Raw genomic sequence first — 20,360 nt, forward strand, 5'->3', positions numbered from 1 at the left:
AAACATGTGAAACGCAGGAGCGCGTATGTCTTTTCCTCTCTCTGGTCTCTCTGTCCGGGTAGCGCTGGCGCTGGGCTTAGCCTGTAGCGCCGCCGCGCCCGCCGTCGCCTGGGATAACCTTTATGTCTTCGGCGACAGCCTGAGCGACACCGGCAACAATGGCCGTTATACCTTCGACAGCGACCGCTATCCGCTGTATGACGAAATCCTCGCCCAAAAATATGGGGTCACGCTTTCGCCATCCGACAGCGGCGGCAATAACTATGCCGCCGGCGGGGGCGTGGCAGTGCCTGCGCTGGGCGATGACAATACCCAGGATCAGGTGCAACGCTATCTCAGCCAGACCGGCGGGCGGGCGGACAAAAACGGGCTGTACATTCACTGGGTTGGCGGTAACGATCTCGGCGCGGCGGTGCTGAACCCGTTACAGGCCACCTCGGTGGTCACGGGGAGCGCGACGGCGGCCGCCTCGCAGGTACGCACGCTGCTGAACGCGGGGGCGGGAACAGTGATTGTACCAACGGTCCCGGATGTCTCCGCCACGCCGACGATGGTGGAATCCGTTATTCAGCTCGGCACCGGCGGCAACACTGCGGCGCTACAGGCCGCGTTCGCCTCGCTCAACAGCGCCGCCACGCCGACGCTTGCGGCGCGTCAGGAGGCTATCCGTGCTGCGTTTTTCGCGGCGGCGGGCGAGGTCAGCGCGCTGCCTGCGCTGCAACAGGCGCTGGCCGACGGTCTCTATTCCGCATATCAGACGCTTGCAGAGCAGGTGTCGGCATTAAGTACGCTTTATAACACCACCGAAGAGCAGGCGCTGGTCGCCAGCGGTGGCGGCAATATCGTGCGTGCCGACATCAACAAAATTTTCAATGAAATCCTCGCTAACCCGACGCAGTTCGGTATCACCAATACCGCCGGAATGGCGTGTCCGCCGGGGCTTTCCGCCGCCGACTGCGCCTCGTCAAGCCCCGGTTTTGACGCAAGCCAGGCGTGGCTCTTCGCCGATCACCTGCATCCGAGCCCGCAGGTGCACAGCCTTATCGCCGATTACATCGAGTCAATCCTCGCCGCGCCGGCGCAGGTTGCGCTGCTCAACAAAGCGACCGCCGCGCAGGTGCAGAACAGCCGCGCCACGCTCGACAGCCGCTATCAGCAGCGCCGTAGTGAGGATCGCGAGCAGGGCAGCGCGGGCGTGTTCGGTGGTTACAGCGGCGAGTATGCGCGCTTTACCGCGAATGAAACCGCCGACGGCAGCGCCAACACCAACAATCTCACCCTGGGCGCGGATTACCGTATTACCGAAAACTGGCTGGTCGGCGCGTTGATTGCCGGTTCGCTGGATGACCAGCGGCCAACCGATAATCTGAGCTTCGACGCGCGCGGCTATCAGGCGGCGCTCTTTACGGCGCTCGATGTCGGGCCTGGCTGGATCAACGCGGACGTCCACTGGCTTAAAGGCGAGTACCGCAACATCCAGCGTCGCGTAGAGCTCGGGCCGCTGACGCGCGTCGAGACAGGCGAAACCGACGCTAAGCTCTGGGGCGCGCGCCTGACGGCGGGCCTGGATATCCCCGTGACCGACGCGCTAAAAACCGGCCCCGTTGTGCAATACGCCTGGGATTACAGCCATGTGGATGGGTACAGCGAAGCGGGTGACGACAGTACCGCGATGCGCTTTCGCGACCAGAATTTCCATTCGCAAATCGGCAGCGTCGGCTGGCGTCTTGACGCGGACATTGGCCCGGTGAAACCGTACGCGCAGGTGGATTATCGTCATCAGTTCGGGGATTCGGTGTGGCGCGGTCAGGGTGGGCTGAAATCGACTGCGCTCACGTTCAGCCGCGACGGCGCGCAGGATGACAAAAACTGGATGGATATTACCGCAGGGGCCAGCGTTGCGCTTAGCCGTAACGTCTCGGCATTTGCGGCGCTGTCACAAACGGCGGGACTGAGCAGCGGCGAGCAGACGCGCTATAACCTGGGCGTCAGCGCCTCGTTCTGATGGTCAGACATCGCAGTAAAAAGGGCAGCCGCAGGGCTGCCCTTATGTTTTGTGCAGGATTTGCGCTCGCGCCAACGCGTTCACTGCTTTACGGCTCGCCGTAGAGCGCAATCAGGCGACGCGTCACGCCGTTAGTCCAGCCGAAGCCGTCCTGCAGCGGATATTCACCGCCGCCGCCGGGGCGCGGCGAGTAGTCGGCGATGTGATATTTCTCAATGAGCTTATGGTTTTCATTGTAGAAACGTTTCACCGTACGCAACCAGTTATTGGCGATAATGTCCGCCAGCGCGTCATCGCCATAGTTTTTCAGGCCCTGGATCGCCATCCACTGCAGCGGCGCCCAGCCGTTAGGTTTATCCCATTGCTGTTCGGTTTCCACTTCCGTGGTCAGGATACCGCCCGGCGACAGTAACCGTTCGCGAATGTTCGTTGAGATACGATCTGCCTGTGCGTAGCTGGACATCCCGACATACAGCGGCACCACGCAGGCGGCGGAGAACGACGCCAGACGGCCGCGCCGCCAGTCGTAATCGCGAAACGAGCCGAGTTCATCATCCCAGAGATAACGATTCACCGCTTCGCGGCGATCGATAGCCTTTTTACGGAATACCGTCGCGGTCAGCGGATCGCCTTTCAGCTGGGCGACATTGGCGATAGCCGTCTCCAGTTTGTAGAGAAACGCGTTAAGATCGACCGGCAGGAAATGGGTAGTGCGGATGCTTGCCAGACGGTCGGCGTCGCGCAGCCAGCGTGAGGAGTAGTCCCAGCCGGACGCCGCGCCCGCGCGCAGGTCGCGATACACTTCGCTCGCCGGGCGGCCCGAGAGTTTCGCGGTTTCCACGTCCTCGCGCCAGGATTCGTCACGCGGCGTGTCGCGATCGTCCCAGTAGCGGTTCAGCAGCGCGCCGTCAGGCATTCTCACCACGTGACGGAAGGCCTGGCCGGCGTCGAGGTTTTCCGCGCCGTCCATCCAGAATGCGTACTCCATCAGCAGGTGATCCAGATAGCGTCGCGCGCCGCGCACCCCGTCTTCCTCAAAAAGCTCTACCATCAGCGCGAACACCGGCGGCTGCGAGCGGCTCAGGTAATATGTCCGGTTGCCGTTCGGAATATGCCCGTAGTTTTCGATCATCCAGGCGAAGTTATCCGCCATGCAGCGCAACATATCGTGACGGCCGCTTTCGGCAAGGCCGAGCATGGTGAAGTAGGAGTCCCAGTAATAGGTCTCGGTAAAACGCCCGCCCGGCACGATATAGGCTTGCGGCAGGGGCAGCAGCGAGGAGTTCTCCAGATGCTCATGCGGCTGGCGCGTCAGGATCGGCCATAGATTGTCGATATGCTCCGTCAGCGTCCGGTTCGGGTCTGAGACATATGGGTTGGTGTTAATCACCGGAAAGTAAAAATGCTCTTCGACAAAACGGCGCAGGTCGAAACCTGGCAGGCGTTTGGCCTGACGATAGTTCATCAGGATAGTCAGCGGCGACATTTTCGGCGCGCAGTCCGGGAACGTTTTACTGTCTGCGAAAATACGGGAGGCCTGAACATGCTCAAACAGCTCTAAGTAGCGGTCGGCGGGCGTCAGCGCGTCCGGGGCAGGCATGCCCTCGATCGTCTCAGGCTGCGGCTCGACATCGCGGGTATCCGGGATAAGTTCGCCAGATTCAGGGTCCATACGCACCTTTTCAGCTAACTCCTCTGTAAAAGGTAAGCGTGTTGTCTGTTGAAACATGCTAATACGTACCTCCAGAGCGGCTTTCGTTTCAGATTCTGTAAGTTTAGCAAATCGCTATCGCTCTTTAACCGGGCGGCAAAGAGTTTAAGAAGAGACTGAACGCCACGGGGCGTCCAGTTATCCATACAGTGCTTAATCGCCTCAGGGCGCGACGGCGGTCTCGTAAACGTTTTGACCTACCGTTTTGCCTTGCGAATCAAGGATTTCATACTCAATACGCAGCGCGCCTGGGGCGGAGGGAGTGAACGTCAACTGGGCCACCTGGCGACCACTGTCAGGCGGGATGGTCATCGGCTTGCTCTCTTGCTGCTCGGTGTTGCCGGGCATTTTCACGCGCCAGCGCAGTGTACACCCGTCACAGGCTGAAAAACTATCGTTTACTGTCCATAATTTAATCGTCCCTGGCGTGCCGGCCCGCCAGTTCAGCGTCACCGGTTCGATGGAAGGCAGCAGCGGTTGATAGGCGCGTTGCAGCGCATAGTAGCCCGCCTTCGGCTGGCGCAGATAATCCACCACGCCCCAGTTAATCGACGGCCAGGTTTCGACAAACATAAAGTGGAACAGGGCGGTCACCGGCTGATACCGCTGGCGTCGATAGCTCTCCGCCGCCAGGCTCACCAGATCGGCCTGATATTTCTGCGTATTATGAATGAACTGCTCCATATTTTCGCCACGCGGGATTTTGGCAAAGCTGAATGTCTGGAACGGCTGGAAGTTATGGTATTTCCATACCGTCCAGTCCGGGTCATCCGCGCGGGTAGAGGCGGGCCAGCGTTTGTCGGCAGGGATGATGGTGTTGAGCGTCGAGAGTTTCGGCAGCGCCTGGGAGCCAAACTCTGTGATGATGCCGGTTTTTGCCGGTTGCAGCACGTCAGTCATCACGCCGAAATACCAGCCCTGCCAGTAATGCTCTTCTACGGCGGAATAACGGTGCACGATACGGCTGTTGTCCTTCGCCAGCGCATCCGCCACGCGCTCCGTCAGCACGCGGTTAAGGTTGTTGTGCCAGTCCGGGAAGCGTTTTTCCATCCACGGCGAGTTCCACGGCGGCTCGTTATGACCGCCCCAGGCGATAATGGCGGGGGAGTTGCCGATTTGTTCGGTCATCTCAAGGCTCTGGCGCGCGGCGTTGTCGGCGAACGCCTCGCTGTCGTTATAGCCCCACTGGAGCGGGACATCCTGCCAAATCATCAGGCCCATTTCATCGGCCATCCGGTAGAGCGGGCGGCCCGCGACATGCCCGTGTACGCGGATCGCGTTAGCGTTCATATCCAGCACCAGTTGAATATCGCGGCGATATTTCTTCTCATCCATCTCGCTCAGCCACGGCGAGCCGATATAGTTACTGCCCTTGATGAAAATCCGCTTGCCGTTCAGCACCCAGCCTTTGTTATCCGGCTGTTCCACTATCTGCCGCAACCCGGTGCGGCTCGCAATCTGCTCCATCACGCCCTGGTCATCGCTGAAGGTTGCGCTGACGCGATAAAGATGCGGGAAGCCGTAGCCTTTCGGCCACCAGAGTCTGGCGCCTTCCATCGGCAGGGTGAATGTCAGGCGCTGCGGCGTGGCGCCTGTGGCTTCAAGGCGCACTTTCTGCTGTTGCGTAAAACGCTCGCCCGCAAAATTCGCCGGACGGGCGCGCAAGACTAAATCCACCTCGCGCGCCGTGGTGGCGCGGTAGACCAGCTCGACGCGCAGCTGCGGTTTATCGAGCCCGTGTTGCCAGTCGGGGCGCAGGATCAGGTTATCCACCGTTACGCCGCGGCTTAGATGCAGCCGCACCGGCGCCCAGATGCCGCCGGAGTTAGCATCCTGTCCGCGCGGCGACCAGGCGCCGCCGGGGCGGGTATCGTGCTGATTCAGTACGCCTTTCACCATCGTTTTATGTAAAGGCCAGATGGTTTTCGGATCTTCAAACGGGCTGTCAACGCGTACCGCGAGCTTGTTGTGACGTTGTAACTTATCGCTGATGTCATACGCGAAACGCTGGAAGTAACCTTCATGTTTACCGAGCGGTTGCCGGTTCAGCCAGGTCTCGGCGAAGTAATCCACGCCGTCAAATTGCAGCGTCGCCATCGTGTCCGCCGGCAGCGGCGGCAAGGTGAATTCGTGGCGATACCAGAGCACGCCCTGATGATCGAGGCCCGCCGTGTACCAGTTTGCCGGCACCCGCAGTTTGCGCCAGTCGCGCACCGGGCCTTGCTGCCCGATAAAGGCGGCGTCGTTGCCGTCATGGGCGCGCCAGTCGCCCGCGAGCGACCAGCTCACCGGCACGGGTACAGAAGGCGTCGGGCTGGCATACGCCGCGCCGCTCGTCAGCAAAAATACCGCACAGGCCAGACGTTTCATTATCCCTCCAGCAGTTGAATCAGGAATTCACGCACCCGACGCTGCTGCGTCGCGAGCGCCTGACGCCACGCCTCGCGCTGCGCCGCAGACGCGCCGGGCTCCTGGCTTTCGACCTCCTGCAACAGCGTCGTCAGCCCTTCAAAACCGAAGGTCGCCGCTTCGCCGCGCAGCTTGTGCGCCAGCCGGTGGGCCTGTTCGCCATCGCCGCTGGCCAGAGCCGCGTCCAGCAGCGCCGCCAGCTCGTCAAAACCGTCGGAAAAGAGCCCGAGCAGCTCTTTTAGCAGCCCCAGATCGCCGTCGAATGCCGCCAGCAGCTGCGCGGCGTCCGGCAGGCCGCCGGGCGGTGGGGGCGGCGTACCGGGGGAGAAGCGCGACAGCTCATCGGCCAGCGCTACCAGAGAGACCGGTTTGGAGAGATACCCGTCAAACCCCATCGCCAGACAGCGCTCTCTGTCGCCTTGCATCGCATGCGCGGTCATCACAATCGCCATCTGATGCCCACCGCGCTGAACCTCTTCCTGGCGCAGCGCGCGGATCGCCGCTTCGCCGTCCATCACCGGCATCTGCAAATCCATCAGCAAAATATCCCAGCCGCCCTGACGCCATTGCTCCAGCGCCAGCAGGCCGTTATCCACCGTCACGCACGTATGGCCGAGTTTCTCCAGCAGCCGCACCGCCAGTAGCTGGTTTACCGGGTTATCCTCTGCCAGCAGAATGCGCATCGGCGCGCTTTCCGCCAGCACCGGCGCAGGCGCGACCGCCACCGGCGCGGGGGATGGCGCCAGATCGGGGCTCAGCGCTTCGCCAAGCGCACGGGCGAGTTCATGCTGGTCGACCGGTTTATTGAGATACCAGGCAATGCCGGTGCGCCGCAGCGTCGAGAGATCCAGGTCGCGGCTCATGGAGCTCAACATAATAATTTTGCTGCGCGACGCCTGAGGCAGTACGGAGATCTCGAGCGCGAGCGAGATGCCGTCCATCTCCGGCATCTGGGCGTCGAGCACGATCACGGGGAAATCGCTGTCGGTCTCCAGCAGGGCGAGCGCGCCGGCAGCGCCGGAAACGCAGATCGGGTTTAAGCCAAGCTGATTGAGCATCGCCTGCATCAGGCGGCGGTTGGTGGCATTATCGTCCACCACCAGCACCCGCTCGCCGCTAAAGTGCGTCAGCGGCTGCACGTCCGGCGTCGTCTGCGCCGCGCTTTGCAGCGGCAGAGTAAAACTGAATTCGCTGCCCTGGTTCGGCTCGCTGGCCACAGTCAGCTTGCCGCCCATCATCGCCACCAGCCGCGCGGAAATCGTCAGCCCCAGACCGGTACCGCCGTAGCGGCGCGTTGTTGAGGTGTCGGCCTGACTGAAGGCTTCGAAAATCACCTGCTGTTTTTCCGGCGGAATGCCGATGCCGCTGTCACGCACCCGAAAACGCCATTCACCGGGCTGCGCGCCGGGCGCGACGGCGAGGAGGATCTCGCCCTGAGGGGTGAATTTCAGCGCGTTGCTGAGCAAATTGGTGAGCACCTGGCGCAGCCGCACGACGTCGACGCGCATCATCTCCGGCACGCGCTCGTCCACATCTACCAGCAGCTCTATCTGTTTTTCGCTGGCGAGCGGCATCAGCGGGCGCACCAGCGACTGAATAAAGGGCCGCAGCGCCACATATTCTTCATGCAGCACAATTTTACCCGCCTCGATTTTGGAGAAATCGAGGATGTCATCAATGATATGCAGCAGCGACTGCGCGGAGCTCATCACCAGCGTCAGGTATTCGCGCTGTTCGGCGTTGAGATCGGTATCCAGGCACAGCTGCGTCATGCCGAGGATCCCATTCATGGGCGTGCGGATCTCATGGCTCATGTTCGCCAGGAACGCGCTTTTAGCTTCACTGGCGGCGCGTGCGGCGTTGGCCGCCTCGCGGGAGATAAGCTCCGCCTCTTTGCGGCGCGTAATATCCTGGAGCGTACCGATTAACCGCTCAATTTCGCCGCTGACGGTTAGCGCGATTATCTGCCCGGAGAGCAGCATCCAGAGCCATTTACCGCTGCGATGCTGCACGCGAATTTCGCATTCAAACACCGGCATCTGGTGTTCGCTGGCGCGCTGCATGGCGTTTTTCAGCAGATCCCGGTCTTCGGGATGGATAAGCCCCAGTAAAAAGCGGCTGTTGTGTTGCAACTGCCCGCGCGGCTCGCCCAGCAGGTTCAGAAAGGCGTCGTTAAGGTGCAGGGCGTCGGTGGTGACCTGCCAGTCCCAGATGCCGATATGAATCGACTCGGCGGCCAGCAGGAAATCGTCATGCAGCAGCTGACGGGTACTCTGGAGGGTATCGAGCGCGCTGATATCGGTGTGCAGGCTGATAATGCCGCCGTCGGCGGTACGCTGATGCTGAATAAAGAGCCGCCGCGCGTGAAGCTGGCGCACTTCGCAGTGCCCATCCTGCCGACAGTTGGCCAGCAGCGAGGCGATAAGCGCGTTACGGCTGCGGCTGTCGGTCTGAAAACCGGCGTTAACAAACTGCGCCGCCAGCGCGCTTAGCGTCGCGCCGTGCGCCAGATGGCCGACGATCCCCGGATAAAAGTGGCTGACCTGGGCATTCCAGGCGACCAGCCGCTCGTCTTTATCGTAAAACAGCAGGGCGGCGGGCAGCGCGTCGAGCGCTGGCGGAAAGGCGTGGCCGTTCATAATTGCGCCCCTGGCTTATAGTTCAGCTCCGCCTGGCGCCGCATATACTCAAGCCCCGGCGCGATGGTCATCGCCCAGGCCGTCAGCACTTCTTCATCGCAGTTCGGATCGAGCTCCGCTACCGTTTCCAGGATCGCTCGCCGCCAGTGGGCAAAGAAGTTGGGCGGCAGGCGCACGCCATTGCTCTCCTGCTGGCGCGCCAGGCGTTCCAGAAAATCGGGCACCATCAGCACGCCGTCGACCATTAACATCGCGAAAAAGCTTTTATAGACGAATTTGCGCAGCGTCTGCGGATCCACCGTGGCGAAGTGGTGTTCGGTTTCCGGGGTCATATGGATAAAACGGGCAAAAAAGCGTTCGAAAAACGGCTGTTTGTCGTCGTTGGGAAAGAGACGGCTGTAGCTTTCATCAAACAGATCCCGATAGAGCATCATCGGCGAACCTCCGGGCGGCTTTCGCCAGGCAGACACTGGCGCAGGGGGTTGAACACGTCGCTCAGACGGCGGCTGAAATAGCTGCCGGGGGCGGGGGCGTCACTGGACAACAGCGGGCCGCCGTTGGCTTTGTAAAACAGCGCCTCCAGCACGGTAGCGTTGGTGGAAAGCGTCAGCGACCGGTTGTAGTCGCCCGTCGCCTCAATGCGGCCCTCATACCAGCCGCGCTTTTCGTCATACATCAGGCGGGTCGCCTGCATCAGCGCGTCCGTATAAGGCGTATCCCAGAGCACCCAGAGCGAGAACACCGCTTTGGTGGAGACCTGCGCCAGACGCGGATACTCTTTGCCGTCGTCGCCAAGCGTATTCCACGCATAGCCATTAGCCCAGAGGGTGTCGGCGGCGTGCCACGGCGCGGCGCTGGTATTGAAATCGGCGCGGGCGGTCAGAATACGCTCCTGCTGCCAGCGGCTCTCCTGAGTCAGGTAAACGAGATGGGCGCGCTCGCGCAGGTTGTTGATTTTGTCACGTTCAACCCCCGGCACTTCCCAGCCGAACTCCAGCCCCGGCAGGGTGTAGGGCAGCGTGGTAATCAGCGATGGCTGCCAGGTCGTACGCGGATCGCGGGCGTCCACCGGCAGCGCGCGATCATACATAATCACGTTCTGCGAAGGCGGGCTCCAGGCTTTCGCGGGCGAAAACCCCCACAGGCTAAAGCCCGCAGCGGCGTATTCGCTCTCGCCGAGCCGGATTTCGTCACGCGGCGCGAGCTGCCCGCTCTGCATCTGCGCGGCATACAGCGCGCCGTCTTTATCGATGACCGGGCAGAAATTCCAGCGGATCACCACGCGTTCCAGATATTCGCTGTACTGCGGGTGATATTGCGCCACCAGGCGCAGCGCCAGCATCAGGCGCGCCATATCGCGCGCCGACCAGCCCATCACGCCCGGTTTGCCGGTAAAATCCACCATCGCCGGGGTCCAGGTCGAATAGAGCCGGTTCGGCGTCTGGCGGGCGGTCAATGGCAGGCGGTTGAGCGTGCCGAGCAGGCGGGTCAGGCGCGCATCGAACGTCTTTTCATCCACCAGGTTAAGCTCACGCGCGGCGGTCAGCGCAATCAGCGCGTCGCCCATCTGCCATAGCGAGGCGACAGGACGCTTATCGCTGCCGTTCACCAGACCCGTCGCCTCCTGGGTGTTATTTTCGAAATAGCGCCAGGCGATAGCGGCCCATTCGCGCTCCTGCGGCGTGAGCGCGCTGATGCGTGCCGTGGTGTGCCAGCCCCCGTGCGAGACCCAGCGCCACCCCGCGCGGTCATCGCGCAGCAAAAGCCAGGCGACGAGCGCGCCCAGAACGGCGAGAATAAGCAGCAGTCGGCTTACTGTTTTAAGCATGTCGCGGTTACCGGTGGCAATTTCACTGGTGCGTCATCGTTACAGGTGGCGCACTGGCAGGCCTGACAGGTCGGCTTGCTGCGTACCGCCGTGCCGCTCTGCTGGCACCAGTTCTGGATGCCTGGCGTCATGTTGAGGAACGGACGGTTGCGTCGGGTGTTATTGTCCTCAAACAGATCGACCAGTTTTTTCTCCCACAATGACGGCGCGTAATCTTTGTTCTTCGGATCGTTGGTGTTAAAGCGCATCAGCTTGCCCTGTTTTTTATACAGCAGCGCTTCGAGCATGATGCCGTTGTTGTTACCGGTGAAGGCGTTAATGGTCCCGTCGCCGTTTTCATAGATGCCTTCGTAGTAGCCCTGTTTCGGATCGTTGGCGTTCTCGATGGTGGTAAAAAGACGGTCGGTGTAGGGCGAATCCCACAGCACCCACATGCCGAGCGCCGCCTTGAGCGACACCGCCGCCACCTGCGGCACGTACTGGCCTTTATCAGTAATCGTGTTCCAGTTGAAACCGTCGCTGAACACGGTGTCGTAAACGAAGTAGGGAGATTTATCGAGCTGATGCTCGGAGCGGGCAGTCAGCACGCCGGTGATGGTGTAGCGGTTCTCCTGGGCCTGATAGACGCGGTCGGCGAAATCCTTCATCCACGGGTGCGTGAAATTATTCGGGCTGTCGTCGCGGTCTTTGGCGGTATCCCAGCCCATCTCAAGCCCGTAGAGCAGGTACGATTCGGTGACCACGTAGTTATGCTGATTAGTGCGACGCGGGTCGCGGGAGTCATACGGCACCAGTACGCAATAGATATCGGCGAGCGCGTAAGGCTCCGGGCGGTTCGCCTGGCAGGTGTTAAAACCCCAGAGCTGATAGCCCGCCGACGCGTACTCTTCATACCCCAGACGGCCTTCCTGGACATATTTCGGCTGATTGTTTTCGAGATAAGCCCCATACATGGTGCCGCACGGGTCGACCACGTTGGTGAAATCCCAGCCCAGCACGATGTTATCGACGCTGTTGCCATACTCCGGGTAGCGCTCTTTAACGATCCGCAGCCACAGCAGCATGCGTCCCATATCCAGCGCCGAGAAGCCTATCTCGCCGGGTTTGTTTACGTAGTTCACCTTCTGCGCGGTAATGGTGTTATAGGCTTTGTTCGGCACCTGGTTGCGAAACAGATCGAGTTTGTTGAGCGTGCCGAGCAGCTTCAGCATCCGGCGGTCGAACTCCGCTTTATCGATAATCCCCAGCTCGCGCGCCGCGACAAGCGCGCCGATATAAGAGCCGGTATCCCACATGGTGGTCGACGGATACTGGTTTACGGCATTGACCAGCCCGGTTTTGGGCTGATAGTTGACCACGAAATATTGCCAGGCGTTTTTCGCCATGGTCATTTCACGCTCGGTCAGCTCGCCGTGACGCGCCGGATAATCATTCGCGGGCAGTTGGCCCCGCCCCTGGGCCGTCACCGAACAGCCCAGCAGTAAAAAAATGCAGGCGCAAAAGCGAAAAAACTGGGGCAAAGATGTCAAAGTCATGGTGTTACTCCCGCAGAAGCATTGGCGGTGGAAGGCGTGTGCTGGCATCCCAGACAGAGCAATTGCCCGCCGGTGATATAGGCAAGGCTCTCCAGCACCACCGCGTTGGTGTCGGCATCAATCACGTTATTCACGCTGTTATTCAGATTCAGACCGCGCTGCCAGCCTTTACCCGGCACCAGCAACGGTTGCACCTGCTGGCGCAGGGCTTCGCTCCAGCCGTTGCGAAAAAGCGCGTACCAGGCGAAGGCGGAGCGGGTGGAGGTAATGGCCGTGCGCTCCGGCGCGGTTTTGTCATAGGCGGTTTCGCCAGGTTCGCGCTCCGGCTGACGCTCAGGAATGGCGGCTGCGTAATCGGGCGCCTGTTCGGCGTAGTCGGTACTGATGGGCGGCTTGCGTACCCGCAGGCTGTTGCGGCGCTGCTGGATCTGCATGATGCGCCACGCCACTTCGCCGCTCTGCGCGTCAAAACCCAGCTCAAGCCCGGTCAACAGCCAGGGCAGGCTCACCAGCGACGGCTGTTTGCCCCACGGCGTGCGAAGCCCTTCGTCCGGCACCATGATCCCGTCGATATCAATCATGCTCTGGCCTTCCGGCGGCTGCGTGACGGCAAGCCCGGCCGTGGTGTTAATCAGGCGCAGCGTATGGCTTGCGTAGGTGCGATAGCCGAAGCTGTCGCGCGGCTCGTCGGTCGGGATCACCCAGTGGCGCACCGGCAGCGCCGCGCTGGTATTTTTCGCCTCAACAAACAGCGCGTCGAGATCCCAGCGCGACATTAGCGCGGTCACGGCGGGCGCATGCTGCGGGTAGTGCCACAGCAGCACCTGTAAGGCCATCAGCAAGCGTCCGGCCCCAATGGCGCTGCTCTCGGGCTTGCCCAAAATCTCCTGCGACTCTGCACGGTAGTAAGCGGCTGGCAGGCCCTGCGGTGTGAGCGGCAGTTCGCCGAGCGCATACAGCGCCTCTGTGACGCGCTCGTCAAACTCGTCGCGGGTGATCACCTCCAGGCGGTAGGCGGAGACCGCCGCCAGCAGGTAACTGCCGGTGCTCCAGAGGCTGAACCACGGCGCGCCGTCCTGGGCGTTCACCAGGCCGTCGGGGCGGGTATTGTTGACAAAATATTGCCAGGCGACGCGCGCCCACACGGCTTCGTCGAAGGTGAGCTGGCGCGATTGCGGCAGCGGCGGGAAATCTTCGCTAAGCGTAATGCCGCTGCTGCTCTCCACGCGCGTCGGCATCTGGCGTTCAACCCAGACCACGACGGCGAACCCAATCAAAAAGCCCACCAGAATGGTGATATAGCTGCGCGCGCTCAGCAGGGCGTCGGTGACTTTCATGCGCCGCTCTCCTCATCCGCCGGTTGCCACATGGCGGCCATAATCATCGGCAGCATGGCGGCGATATTCACCGCGCCCCAGAAGATGTTAATCACATAGCCGGACGGATCGTCCACCGCGCCGCGCGCCACCTGAATACCGCCCCAGATAAGCCCGGCAAGCGTCAGCACCACAATGGCGATTTGCGGCTTCACCAGGTAGAGGAAGCGCCCGGTCTGGCGCTCTTTCGGCGTCACGTGGAACTTGATCTGCTCGCCGCGCAGCACCGTATCCAGCGCTTTGAGATTCATGGAGAAGAACGCCAGATACGAGGCGCGGCCATCCCACGCCGAAATCCCCCAGGTACCGAACATAAACGCCAGCTCCGAGACGATAAAAAAGGGCAGAAAATGCAGATAAAAGGGCGTCGACCAGGCGGAAACGGGGGGAATGCCGGTAAAGAGATAGATTAGCGGCGACACCAGAAACACGGTATTCCAGACGCAGGCGAGATAAGACCAGAATGTGGTGGCGTACATCAGCGTCTGGGGCAGCGAGAGCTTAAAGCGACGGCGGCTGAAAATATTGTCGTGAAACAGAATATCGAGGGAGCCGGCGGCATATTTAAAACGCTGGATAATCCAGGTCAGCATGTCCTGCGGCGAGAGCATTTTCGATTCGATGCGCGGATGCATCACCGAGCGCCAGCGACGCGCGCTGTCGCCATGCAATACGATAGAGGTATAGATATCTTCCGAGACGTGGAATTTATAAGGCGTCAGCTCGGTATCATAGAGCACATGCGGGCGCATAGCGTCCTGGAGCGCTTCACGCATCGACGGGTCGCGGATGTCGCGCGTGTGGCGGTCGATTTCTTCTTCCACCGTCCAGACATAACTGCGCAGCGCCGCCTGCATAATCGCCTCCCGGCGATGCACCGACGCCGCACCGCAGCAAAAAGCCGCGTTCGCCCAGTTGCGCCGGCGCAGGATCACATCATAAAACATGCGCGGATCGTTGAAGAACGGGTCGCGACCGATAGTCACCGGGCCGACGATTTTCTCCGACAGCCAGCCGAGCGCATAGCCCGGCTTGCCCGCTTTGCGCGCCAGCCAGCGCGGCAGCCGTTCGCCCTCGGGCAAATCGAAAAACCACTGCGGCGTCTGCACCCAGGCGACGTCCGGGTCGCGGAAATAGCCGAGCGTATGTTCAAGCAGCGTCGGGAATACGCGGGTGTCGGCGTCACAAATCACGATAAAATCGCCGTCAGTCTGCTCCAGGCCGTTACGCAGGTTACCGGCCTTAAAACCGATATTGGTTTCGCGGGTGATGTAGTTAACGCCTTCTTCCTCACAGACCGCGCGCATCGCAGGGCGGCGGCCATCGTCCAGGACATGGATGCGGTAATCGAGCGGGCCTGGATAGCGGATTTTCAGCGCATCTTTGATGGACAGCCGCACCAGCTCAACATCTTCGGAATAGGTGGCGATGAAAAGGTCGACGCGCACCGGGCGCGGCTCCGCGCGGTCATCCGGATTCAGGCAGTCGTTGATATCCAGCGGGGCGGGCTGTTGGGGCGGATCATCCTCACGCCACAGGTTGATGGTAAAAAGCACCGTGCCTATCCAGGCGCAGGTTTCCGCAATGACCAGCGGCAGCGCGTACCACAGCGCATCCATATTCAGTGAATCGGTCCAGCGCCAGCGAATATAATTTGCGCCCAGCACCAACGCCGCGACGGACATTATCTGCCAGAGAATTTTCACGACGCGGGGCGTTTTTAACGGCTCCGGCGGTTTACGGTCTTCAAAGCGGGAGAAATAAAAGCCCATAGCGGTATCATCATCCAGACACAACCCAGACAGCGGCGCGGAATAATTATCAAAGGCAACTATTCCCCGTCAGCGAAATATCTCTGGCGCAACAGATCATTGGTTTTAAGTTTATGAAGTGATTGTAGATGCCCGCGCTAAAGTTTCCAGCAGGATAATTTCACCAGGTCGTTTGCGCCGTTTCGCTTTTGCGATTACCCGCGCGGGAAAATATATTTTCCGCGAAACGCTGACAGCCGCTTATTGCCGTATACACTTTTCTGATAATACTCAGAATATATTGCGCTGTCCGGGCGTGGGCGGCCCCAGCCGATAAGAAACCGTGCCGATGAGCGATTCTGCAAGCGTAGCTTCAACCCGCGACATGCCGCGCTCGCGCGTCTCCTGGCGCTATGTCGCGGCAGACCGGCGCGACCTGCGTATCGACCTGATGCGCGGCATTGCGCTGGTTATGATGATAGTGGCGCATACCGAAGTGATGTCGATATTTAATATATTGACGTGGGAACGTTTCGGATTAACCACAGGCGCTGAAGGGTTTGTGATCCTGGCGGGGTTTATGCTTGGCATGCTCAATCGTCAGCGACTGCAAAAAGCCGTATTACTGACGGTGGGATGGGCGCTCTGGCAGCGCGCATGGAAGATCTATCTCGTTAATGTCGTTATTATTTTGAGTGTGTTGTTGCTATCGAAATTGCCCTTCATTAATACCTTTGAAATAACGCACTTTGTCGATCGTTTCTCTGGCAATACCTGGTCACTGTTTCCCACCACGCCGCAAATTAAAGAAACCTGGTTCAACATTGTTTTATTTTTACAAATTGGGCCGCATCAGACGCAAATTCTGGGTCTTTACGTCTTTTTGCTGCTGATTAGCCCGCTGTATCTCGCGCTGCTGCAATATCGTAAAACTCCGTGGCTGATTGCCATATCAGCGCTGATTTACGGACTGTATCAGGTGAACCCGATGCGCCTGACCCACAGCGAATTTGAGTTCGCGTTTCCATTGATGGCCTGGCAGTTTATCTACGTTTTAGGGATGTGCTGTGGCTGGCATAAAGAGGAGTTGCTGTCGCTGGCACGCACCGGGCCGGGGAAAGTGACCGTCACGGTAATGGTCATCTGCGCGCTGATATTACTGTTTATCGCCCAGAACCATACCAACCCCTTTATGCCGCCGGGCCTGCTGATGCATGTGATATCGCCTGCGGATTTCAACGCGCTGTACCACACCTGGGCTGCCAAGAACGGGCTTGGGCCGCTGCGCGTACTGAACGATTTTAGCCTGATGGTGACGGTCTATCTGCTGCTGACCTGGTGCTGGACGCCCATCTACCGCCTGACCGGCTGGTTTCTTATCCCGCTCGGCCAGCACTCGCTCTATACCTTTATTCTGCATGTGTATGTGGTCTTGCTGGTAAGCCAGGTGGTGCATTTCGATTTATGGCATCAGGCCTGGCTGCAAAATACGCTGGTTCACAGCGTGGCGCTGGGCATTCTCTGGCTGATGGCGAAATATGACGTCGCCGGACGCTGGATCCCCAATTAAGGAACGACAAGGGTATGACGAGGGCATTTCACTACTTCGGTCTGGCGACGCTCGCACTGGCGGCGCAACCGGGCATCGCCGCCACGCCGCCCGCCGCTGCGGCGGCGAAGCAAAGCACCGATACCGAGGCGGAGCCGATTCAGACAGGCGTGTTCACCAGCCGCTGGGGACGGCTTTTCTCCGGCAATGACAATAAGTTTTCCGGCGCGCTGAGTTTTAACAGCGGGCTGAAAGATCAGTGGGTGACGATCCCGAACAGTAGCGATACCGCGTCGCAGACTAACAAAATCAACCAGACCGTTAACCTGAGCATGCAGTATTCGCCGTGGAGCTTTCTCTTCGCTAACGTCACGCTGCGCGCGCCGGTACGTGACTTTAGCCGCTATACCAGCGACTTTCGCTACAGCTTCGGCTATGACGACTGGCACGCCAACACCTTCAGCCTGGTTTACAGCAACTATGGCGATAACCATATCTGGCCTTCAGGCAACAAGCGGCGCACCTATTTTGAGCAGGGCGGCGTCACAGCGGCGTATAAATTCTCGCTTCCCAAACCGCTGGAGAAGCATCTGCTGATTAACAAGGGCGATTCCATTATCTGCCAGGTGGGCTATACCTGGGTGCCGCGTTACTACGATCTCGCCAGCAACGGCATCCGCAGTAATAAAAACGTGGTGCTGGGCGGCTGCGGCTATACGTACAAGCAACACTATTTTGTGCGCGCCACCGCGTTCTGGTATCCGGAAAGCAGCCAGCAACAGCCGTGGAACGGCGATTACAGCTACAGCTTCGGCTACGCGGGCTACAAGCCGGGCACATTCTCGATTCAGTACGCCAACTACAGCGGCACGCGTTACCCTGGCCATGCGAGCGGCAATGGCAAGTTCCGCGAGGGTACCGTCAGCCTTATCTGGTATTTACCGCTTTGAGGAGCCGCCATGCCTGACAGACAGCGCGTGTTAATTGTTGATGATTCCACCGTTTACCGGCGGCTGCTCGGCAGTATGCTGGGAAAATGGGGCTACGAGGTGCTGGAAGCCGTCAACGGCGAGGCGGCGCTGGACGTGCTCGCCACACAGCCGGTCAATATGGTGTTAAGTGACTGGGAGATGCCGGTGATGGACGGGCTGACGCTCTGCCAGGAGATCCGCGCGCGCTTTCAGGAACACTACATCTACCTGATTTTACTCACCGCGCGCGAGAGCGTGGACGATCTGGCGCTCGGCTTTCAGGCGGGCGCCGATGATTTCCTCAGTAAACCTGTCAACCAGAGCGAGCTGCGCGCCAGGCTGCACGCGGGCGAGCGTATCCTGGAGCTGGAAGCGACGCTTGCGGCCCGCAATGCGCGGCTGCGCGAGGCGCTGACGCAAATCGAAAGCGATCTCCAGGCGGCGGCGCAGCTTCAGCGGTCGGTGCTGCCCGGGCGGCGGATGCACTACGACAGCTTTTTCGCCGACTGGCTGTTTGTCCCGTCGGCCTATGTCTCCGGCGATATCTTCAATCTTTTCCCGCTCGACAGCCATCTTGGCTTTTACTGCGTAGATGTGGCAGGCCACGGCGTGGGCGCGGCGATGATGTCGCTCGCGGTGGCGCGCCAGTTCCTGCACGGGCGCGCGGTAGAGCGCTTTCTGTTTGACGGCGACAGCGTGACCGCGCCGCACGAGGTCATTCGTATCCTCAACGAGCGTTTTTGTCATGACGACACCGAAATTGTCAGCTATTTCACGATGGTCTACGGCGTTATTGATATCAACACCGGGGAGGGCACGCTGTGCCAGGCCGGGCATCCGACGCCGTTTATCACGCACCCCGACGGCGCCATTACACGCATCGGCGGCGGCGGGGCGCCGGTAGGGTTACTGGCGGGCTTAAGCTGGGATGAAACGCCGTTCACGCTGCGCCCCGGCGACCGTCTCTGTCTTTACAGCGACGGCATTACCGAGTGCGAAAATTCGCAGCATGAGCAATTCGGCCAGGAGCGTCTGGAAAACTGGTTACAGCGTCACGTTTCCAGCCCGCTGGATGCTATCTTTCCCGCGCTGCATGAGAAACTTGTCGGCTGGCGCGCCGGGAGGAAGGGCGATCAGGTGGCGATGGCCGATGACGTATCACTGTTAATTATTGAACGCAGTACAGAGGGAGTGCGCGATGAATCTTGAAACTGAACATCTGGACGGCGTAAGCGTGATAACGCCCGTGGCGCGTCGGCTTGACGCTTCGGTGGCGGCCGCGTTTCGCCAGGGCGTAAGCGAAGAGATAGCCCGCACCACCGGCGGGTTGATTATCGATTTCTCGCGCGTGGATTTTATCGACAGTAGCTGTCTCGGCACGCTGATTGCGCTCTTTAAGCAGATGAACGGCAAAGGGGAGATGGCGCTCTGTTCGCTGAATAACAACATCATGAACATGTTCAAACTCACCCGCATGGACAGGGTATTTGTCCTCTGCGCCGATCGCGCCGCCGCGCTCGCCCGGCTAAAAGGATAAGCCAATGAGCGACGTCCTGACGTTCCCGGCGCGCCTAGAGGCACTCGGCCCGATCGCCGATGCGCTCGCACAGTTTATGGCATCGCTGCCGGTGGACGACAGCTGGCGTTTCGCGCTGGATTTAGCGGTTTGCGAGGCGGCGGCGAACGTCATCCGCCACGCGCTGGACGAGATCCCGACGCGTGAGTTTACCGTGGAGTTTCAGCGCGAGGGCGAGTGCGCGCGCGTCATTTTCACTGATGACGGCAACGCCATTCCTGACGGCAAACTCGACGAGGCTCGTCAGGCGGCGCAGGACGACGACGCGGCGCTGATGTGTGAAGGCGGGCGAGGGTTGATGCTGATAGTCGCGTGCGTCGATGACGTCCTGTACAGCGCCGGTGCACTAAATCGCCTGACGCTGTGCAAGCAGTTTACTGGTGACGTTGTCACTTAAAAACCCGCTTCAGTGCGGCTCATATACCGTCATGGTAAAGATCAGCGGCTCATTATGCGCATTGACGTAGCGGTGCGGCGCATCGGTACGGGCCACCGCAGACGACCCGGCAGGCACCTGCAACGGTTCTTCGTTGATAACAAGCGTCAGCACCCCGCATTCGACATGCAGCAGTTCAGCGGTGCCGTGCGGGTGCCCCGCTGAGCTAAAAGCCTCGCCCGGCGGCATCTCCCAGCGCCACAACTCAACCATATTCGGGCCGCTTGTACCGGCAAGGAGCCGCGCCGTACCGCCGTTTTCTCCGCGCCATAACACCGGAATAGACCCGGCATCAATCAGCCGCGCCGCAGGCTGACTCGCCACATTTAGGAGATCGGCCACCGACAGTCCCAGCGCGGCGGCAATCTTACATAAGATGGCGATACTGGGGTTCGCAGCCGCTTTTTCCAGCTCAACCAGCATGCCTTTACTGACGCCTGCGCGCTGCGAGAGCGCGTCCAGCGTCACTTTGTGCGCTTTACGCCAGGCTTTTAAGCGCTGTGCCAGCGCGAGGCTCAGAGAGTCAGCATCGGAACCTGAATCAGTCATTATATTGACTTTATGGGTCACTGGT

At 60.2% G+C, this 20,360-nt stretch carries 15 protein-coding genes; 6 read left to right on the plus strand and 9 right to left on the minus strand.

The features are described 5' to 3' along the window. Positions 1–25: 25 nt before the first annotated feature. Positions 26–2,005, plus strand: coding sequence for an autotransporter domain-containing protein (locus tag BJP61_RS11450; RefSeq protein WP_171998363.1), 1,980 nt, complete (start codon positions 26–28; stop codon positions 2,003–2,005). Between the two features lie 88 nt (positions 2,006–2,093). Here BJP61_RS11450 and BJP61_RS11455 read toward each other — a convergent pair whose 3' ends face one another. The 8 genes from BJP61_RS11455 to BJP61_RS11490 form a co-directional block, all read right to left on the minus strand. Continuing rightward, positions 2,094–3,677 (minus strand): alpha,alpha-trehalase, encoded by a 1,584-nt coding sequence (locus tag BJP61_RS11455; protein ID WP_237584643.1) that lies wholly within the window; start codon positions 3,675–3,677, stop codon positions 2,094–2,096. A gap of 201 nt (positions 3,678–3,878) precedes the next feature. Beyond that, entirely contained in the window at positions 3,879–6,086 is a 2,208-nt protein-coding gene (locus BJP61_RS11460) for a sugar-binding domain-containing protein (RefSeq protein ID WP_161579641.1), read from the minus strand. Beyond that, the gene (locus BJP61_RS11465; protein WP_161581711.1) at positions 6,086–8,764 is read right to left on the minus strand and encodes a response regulator; all 2,679 of its coding nucleotides are present in this window, start codon (positions 8,762–8,764) and stop codon (positions 6,086–6,088) included. Before BJP61_RS11465 ends, BJP61_RS11460 begins: the two co-directional genes overlap by 1 nt. Further along, complete coding sequence (locus tag BJP61_RS11470) at positions 8,761–9,198, minus strand: globin (protein WP_038862949.1); 438 nt, start codon at positions 9,196–9,198, stop codon at positions 8,761–8,763. The genes BJP61_RS11465 and BJP61_RS11470 overlap by 4 nt, the downstream gene beginning before the upstream one ends. Beyond that, a complete protein-coding gene (locus tag BJP61_RS11475) occupies positions 9,195–10,592 on the minus strand; it encodes a DUF3131 domain-containing protein (protein WP_075193124.1) in 1,398 nt (465 codons plus the stop codon). The genes BJP61_RS11470 and BJP61_RS11475 overlap by 4 nt, the downstream gene beginning before the upstream one ends. Further along, positions 10,577–12,127 carry a DUF3131 domain-containing protein gene (locus BJP61_RS11480; protein ID WP_151030345.1) on the minus strand — a complete coding sequence of 517 codons (1,551 nt, stop codon included), beginning with the start codon at positions 12,125–12,127 and terminating at the stop codon, positions 10,577–10,579. The genes BJP61_RS11475 and BJP61_RS11480 overlap by 16 nt, the downstream gene beginning before the upstream one ends. Continuing rightward, positions 12,124–13,464, minus strand: coding sequence for a DUF3131 domain-containing protein (locus tag BJP61_RS11485; RefSeq protein ID WP_075193123.1), 1,341 nt, complete (start codon positions 13,462–13,464; stop codon positions 12,124–12,126). Before BJP61_RS11485 ends, BJP61_RS11480 begins: the two co-directional genes overlap by 4 nt. Next, on the minus strand, positions 13,461–15,275 hold the full coding sequence (locus BJP61_RS11490; protein ID WP_038862953.1) for a cellulose synthase catalytic subunit: 1,815 nt from the start codon (positions 15,273–15,275) through the stop codon (positions 13,461–13,463). Before BJP61_RS11490 ends, BJP61_RS11485 begins: the two co-directional genes overlap by 4 nt. 328 nt (positions 15,276–15,603) lie before the next feature. On the opposite strand from BJP61_RS11490, the gene opgC reads away from it, so the two are divergent. From opgC to BJP61_RS11515, 5 genes are read left to right on the plus strand one after another with little or no spacing between them, the layout of a single operon-like run. Further along, positions 15,604–16,824 (plus strand): OpgC domain-containing protein, encoded by a 1,221-nt coding sequence (gene opgC / locus BJP61_RS11495; RefSeq protein WP_171998364.1) that lies wholly within the window; start codon positions 15,604–15,606, stop codon positions 16,822–16,824. 14 nt (positions 16,825–16,838) lie between these two features. Next, positions 16,839–17,753, plus strand: a complete 915-nt coding sequence (locus tag BJP61_RS11500; protein ID WP_038862956.1) for a hypothetical protein — start codon at positions 16,839–16,841, stop codon at positions 17,751–17,753. A gap of 9 nt (positions 17,754–17,762) precedes the next feature. Then, positions 17,763–18,983 (plus strand): SpoIIE family protein phosphatase, encoded by a 1,221-nt coding sequence (locus BJP61_RS11505; RefSeq protein WP_171998365.1) that lies wholly within the window; start codon positions 17,763–17,765, stop codon positions 18,981–18,983. Next, positions 18,973–19,311: an STAS domain-containing protein gene (locus tag BJP61_RS11510; RefSeq protein WP_038862958.1), complete on the plus strand. Its 339-nt coding sequence runs from the start codon at positions 18,973–18,975 to the stop codon at positions 19,309–19,311. The genes BJP61_RS11505 and BJP61_RS11510 overlap by 11 nt, the downstream gene beginning before the upstream one ends. Before the next feature lie 4 nt (positions 19,312–19,315). Then, positions 19,316–19,747: an ATP-binding protein gene (locus BJP61_RS11515; RefSeq protein WP_171998366.1), complete on the plus strand. Its 432-nt coding sequence runs from the start codon at positions 19,316–19,318 to the stop codon at positions 19,745–19,747. Positions 19,748–19,756: 9 nt separating this feature from the next. Here BJP61_RS11515 and BJP61_RS11520 read toward each other — a convergent pair whose 3' ends face one another. Further along, the gene (locus tag BJP61_RS11520; RefSeq protein WP_171998367.1) at positions 19,757–20,356 is read right to left on the minus strand and encodes an XRE family transcriptional regulator; all 600 of its coding nucleotides are present in this window, start codon (positions 20,354–20,356) and stop codon (positions 19,757–19,759) included. Positions 20,357–20,360: the final 4 nt, after the last annotated feature.

The sequence above is a fragment of the Cronobacter sp. JZ38 genome (assembly GCF_008932145.1).
In the GTDB taxonomy this organism is placed as follows: domain Bacteria; phylum Pseudomonadota; class Gammaproteobacteria; order Enterobacterales; family Enterobacteriaceae; genus Cronobacter; species Cronobacter muytjensii.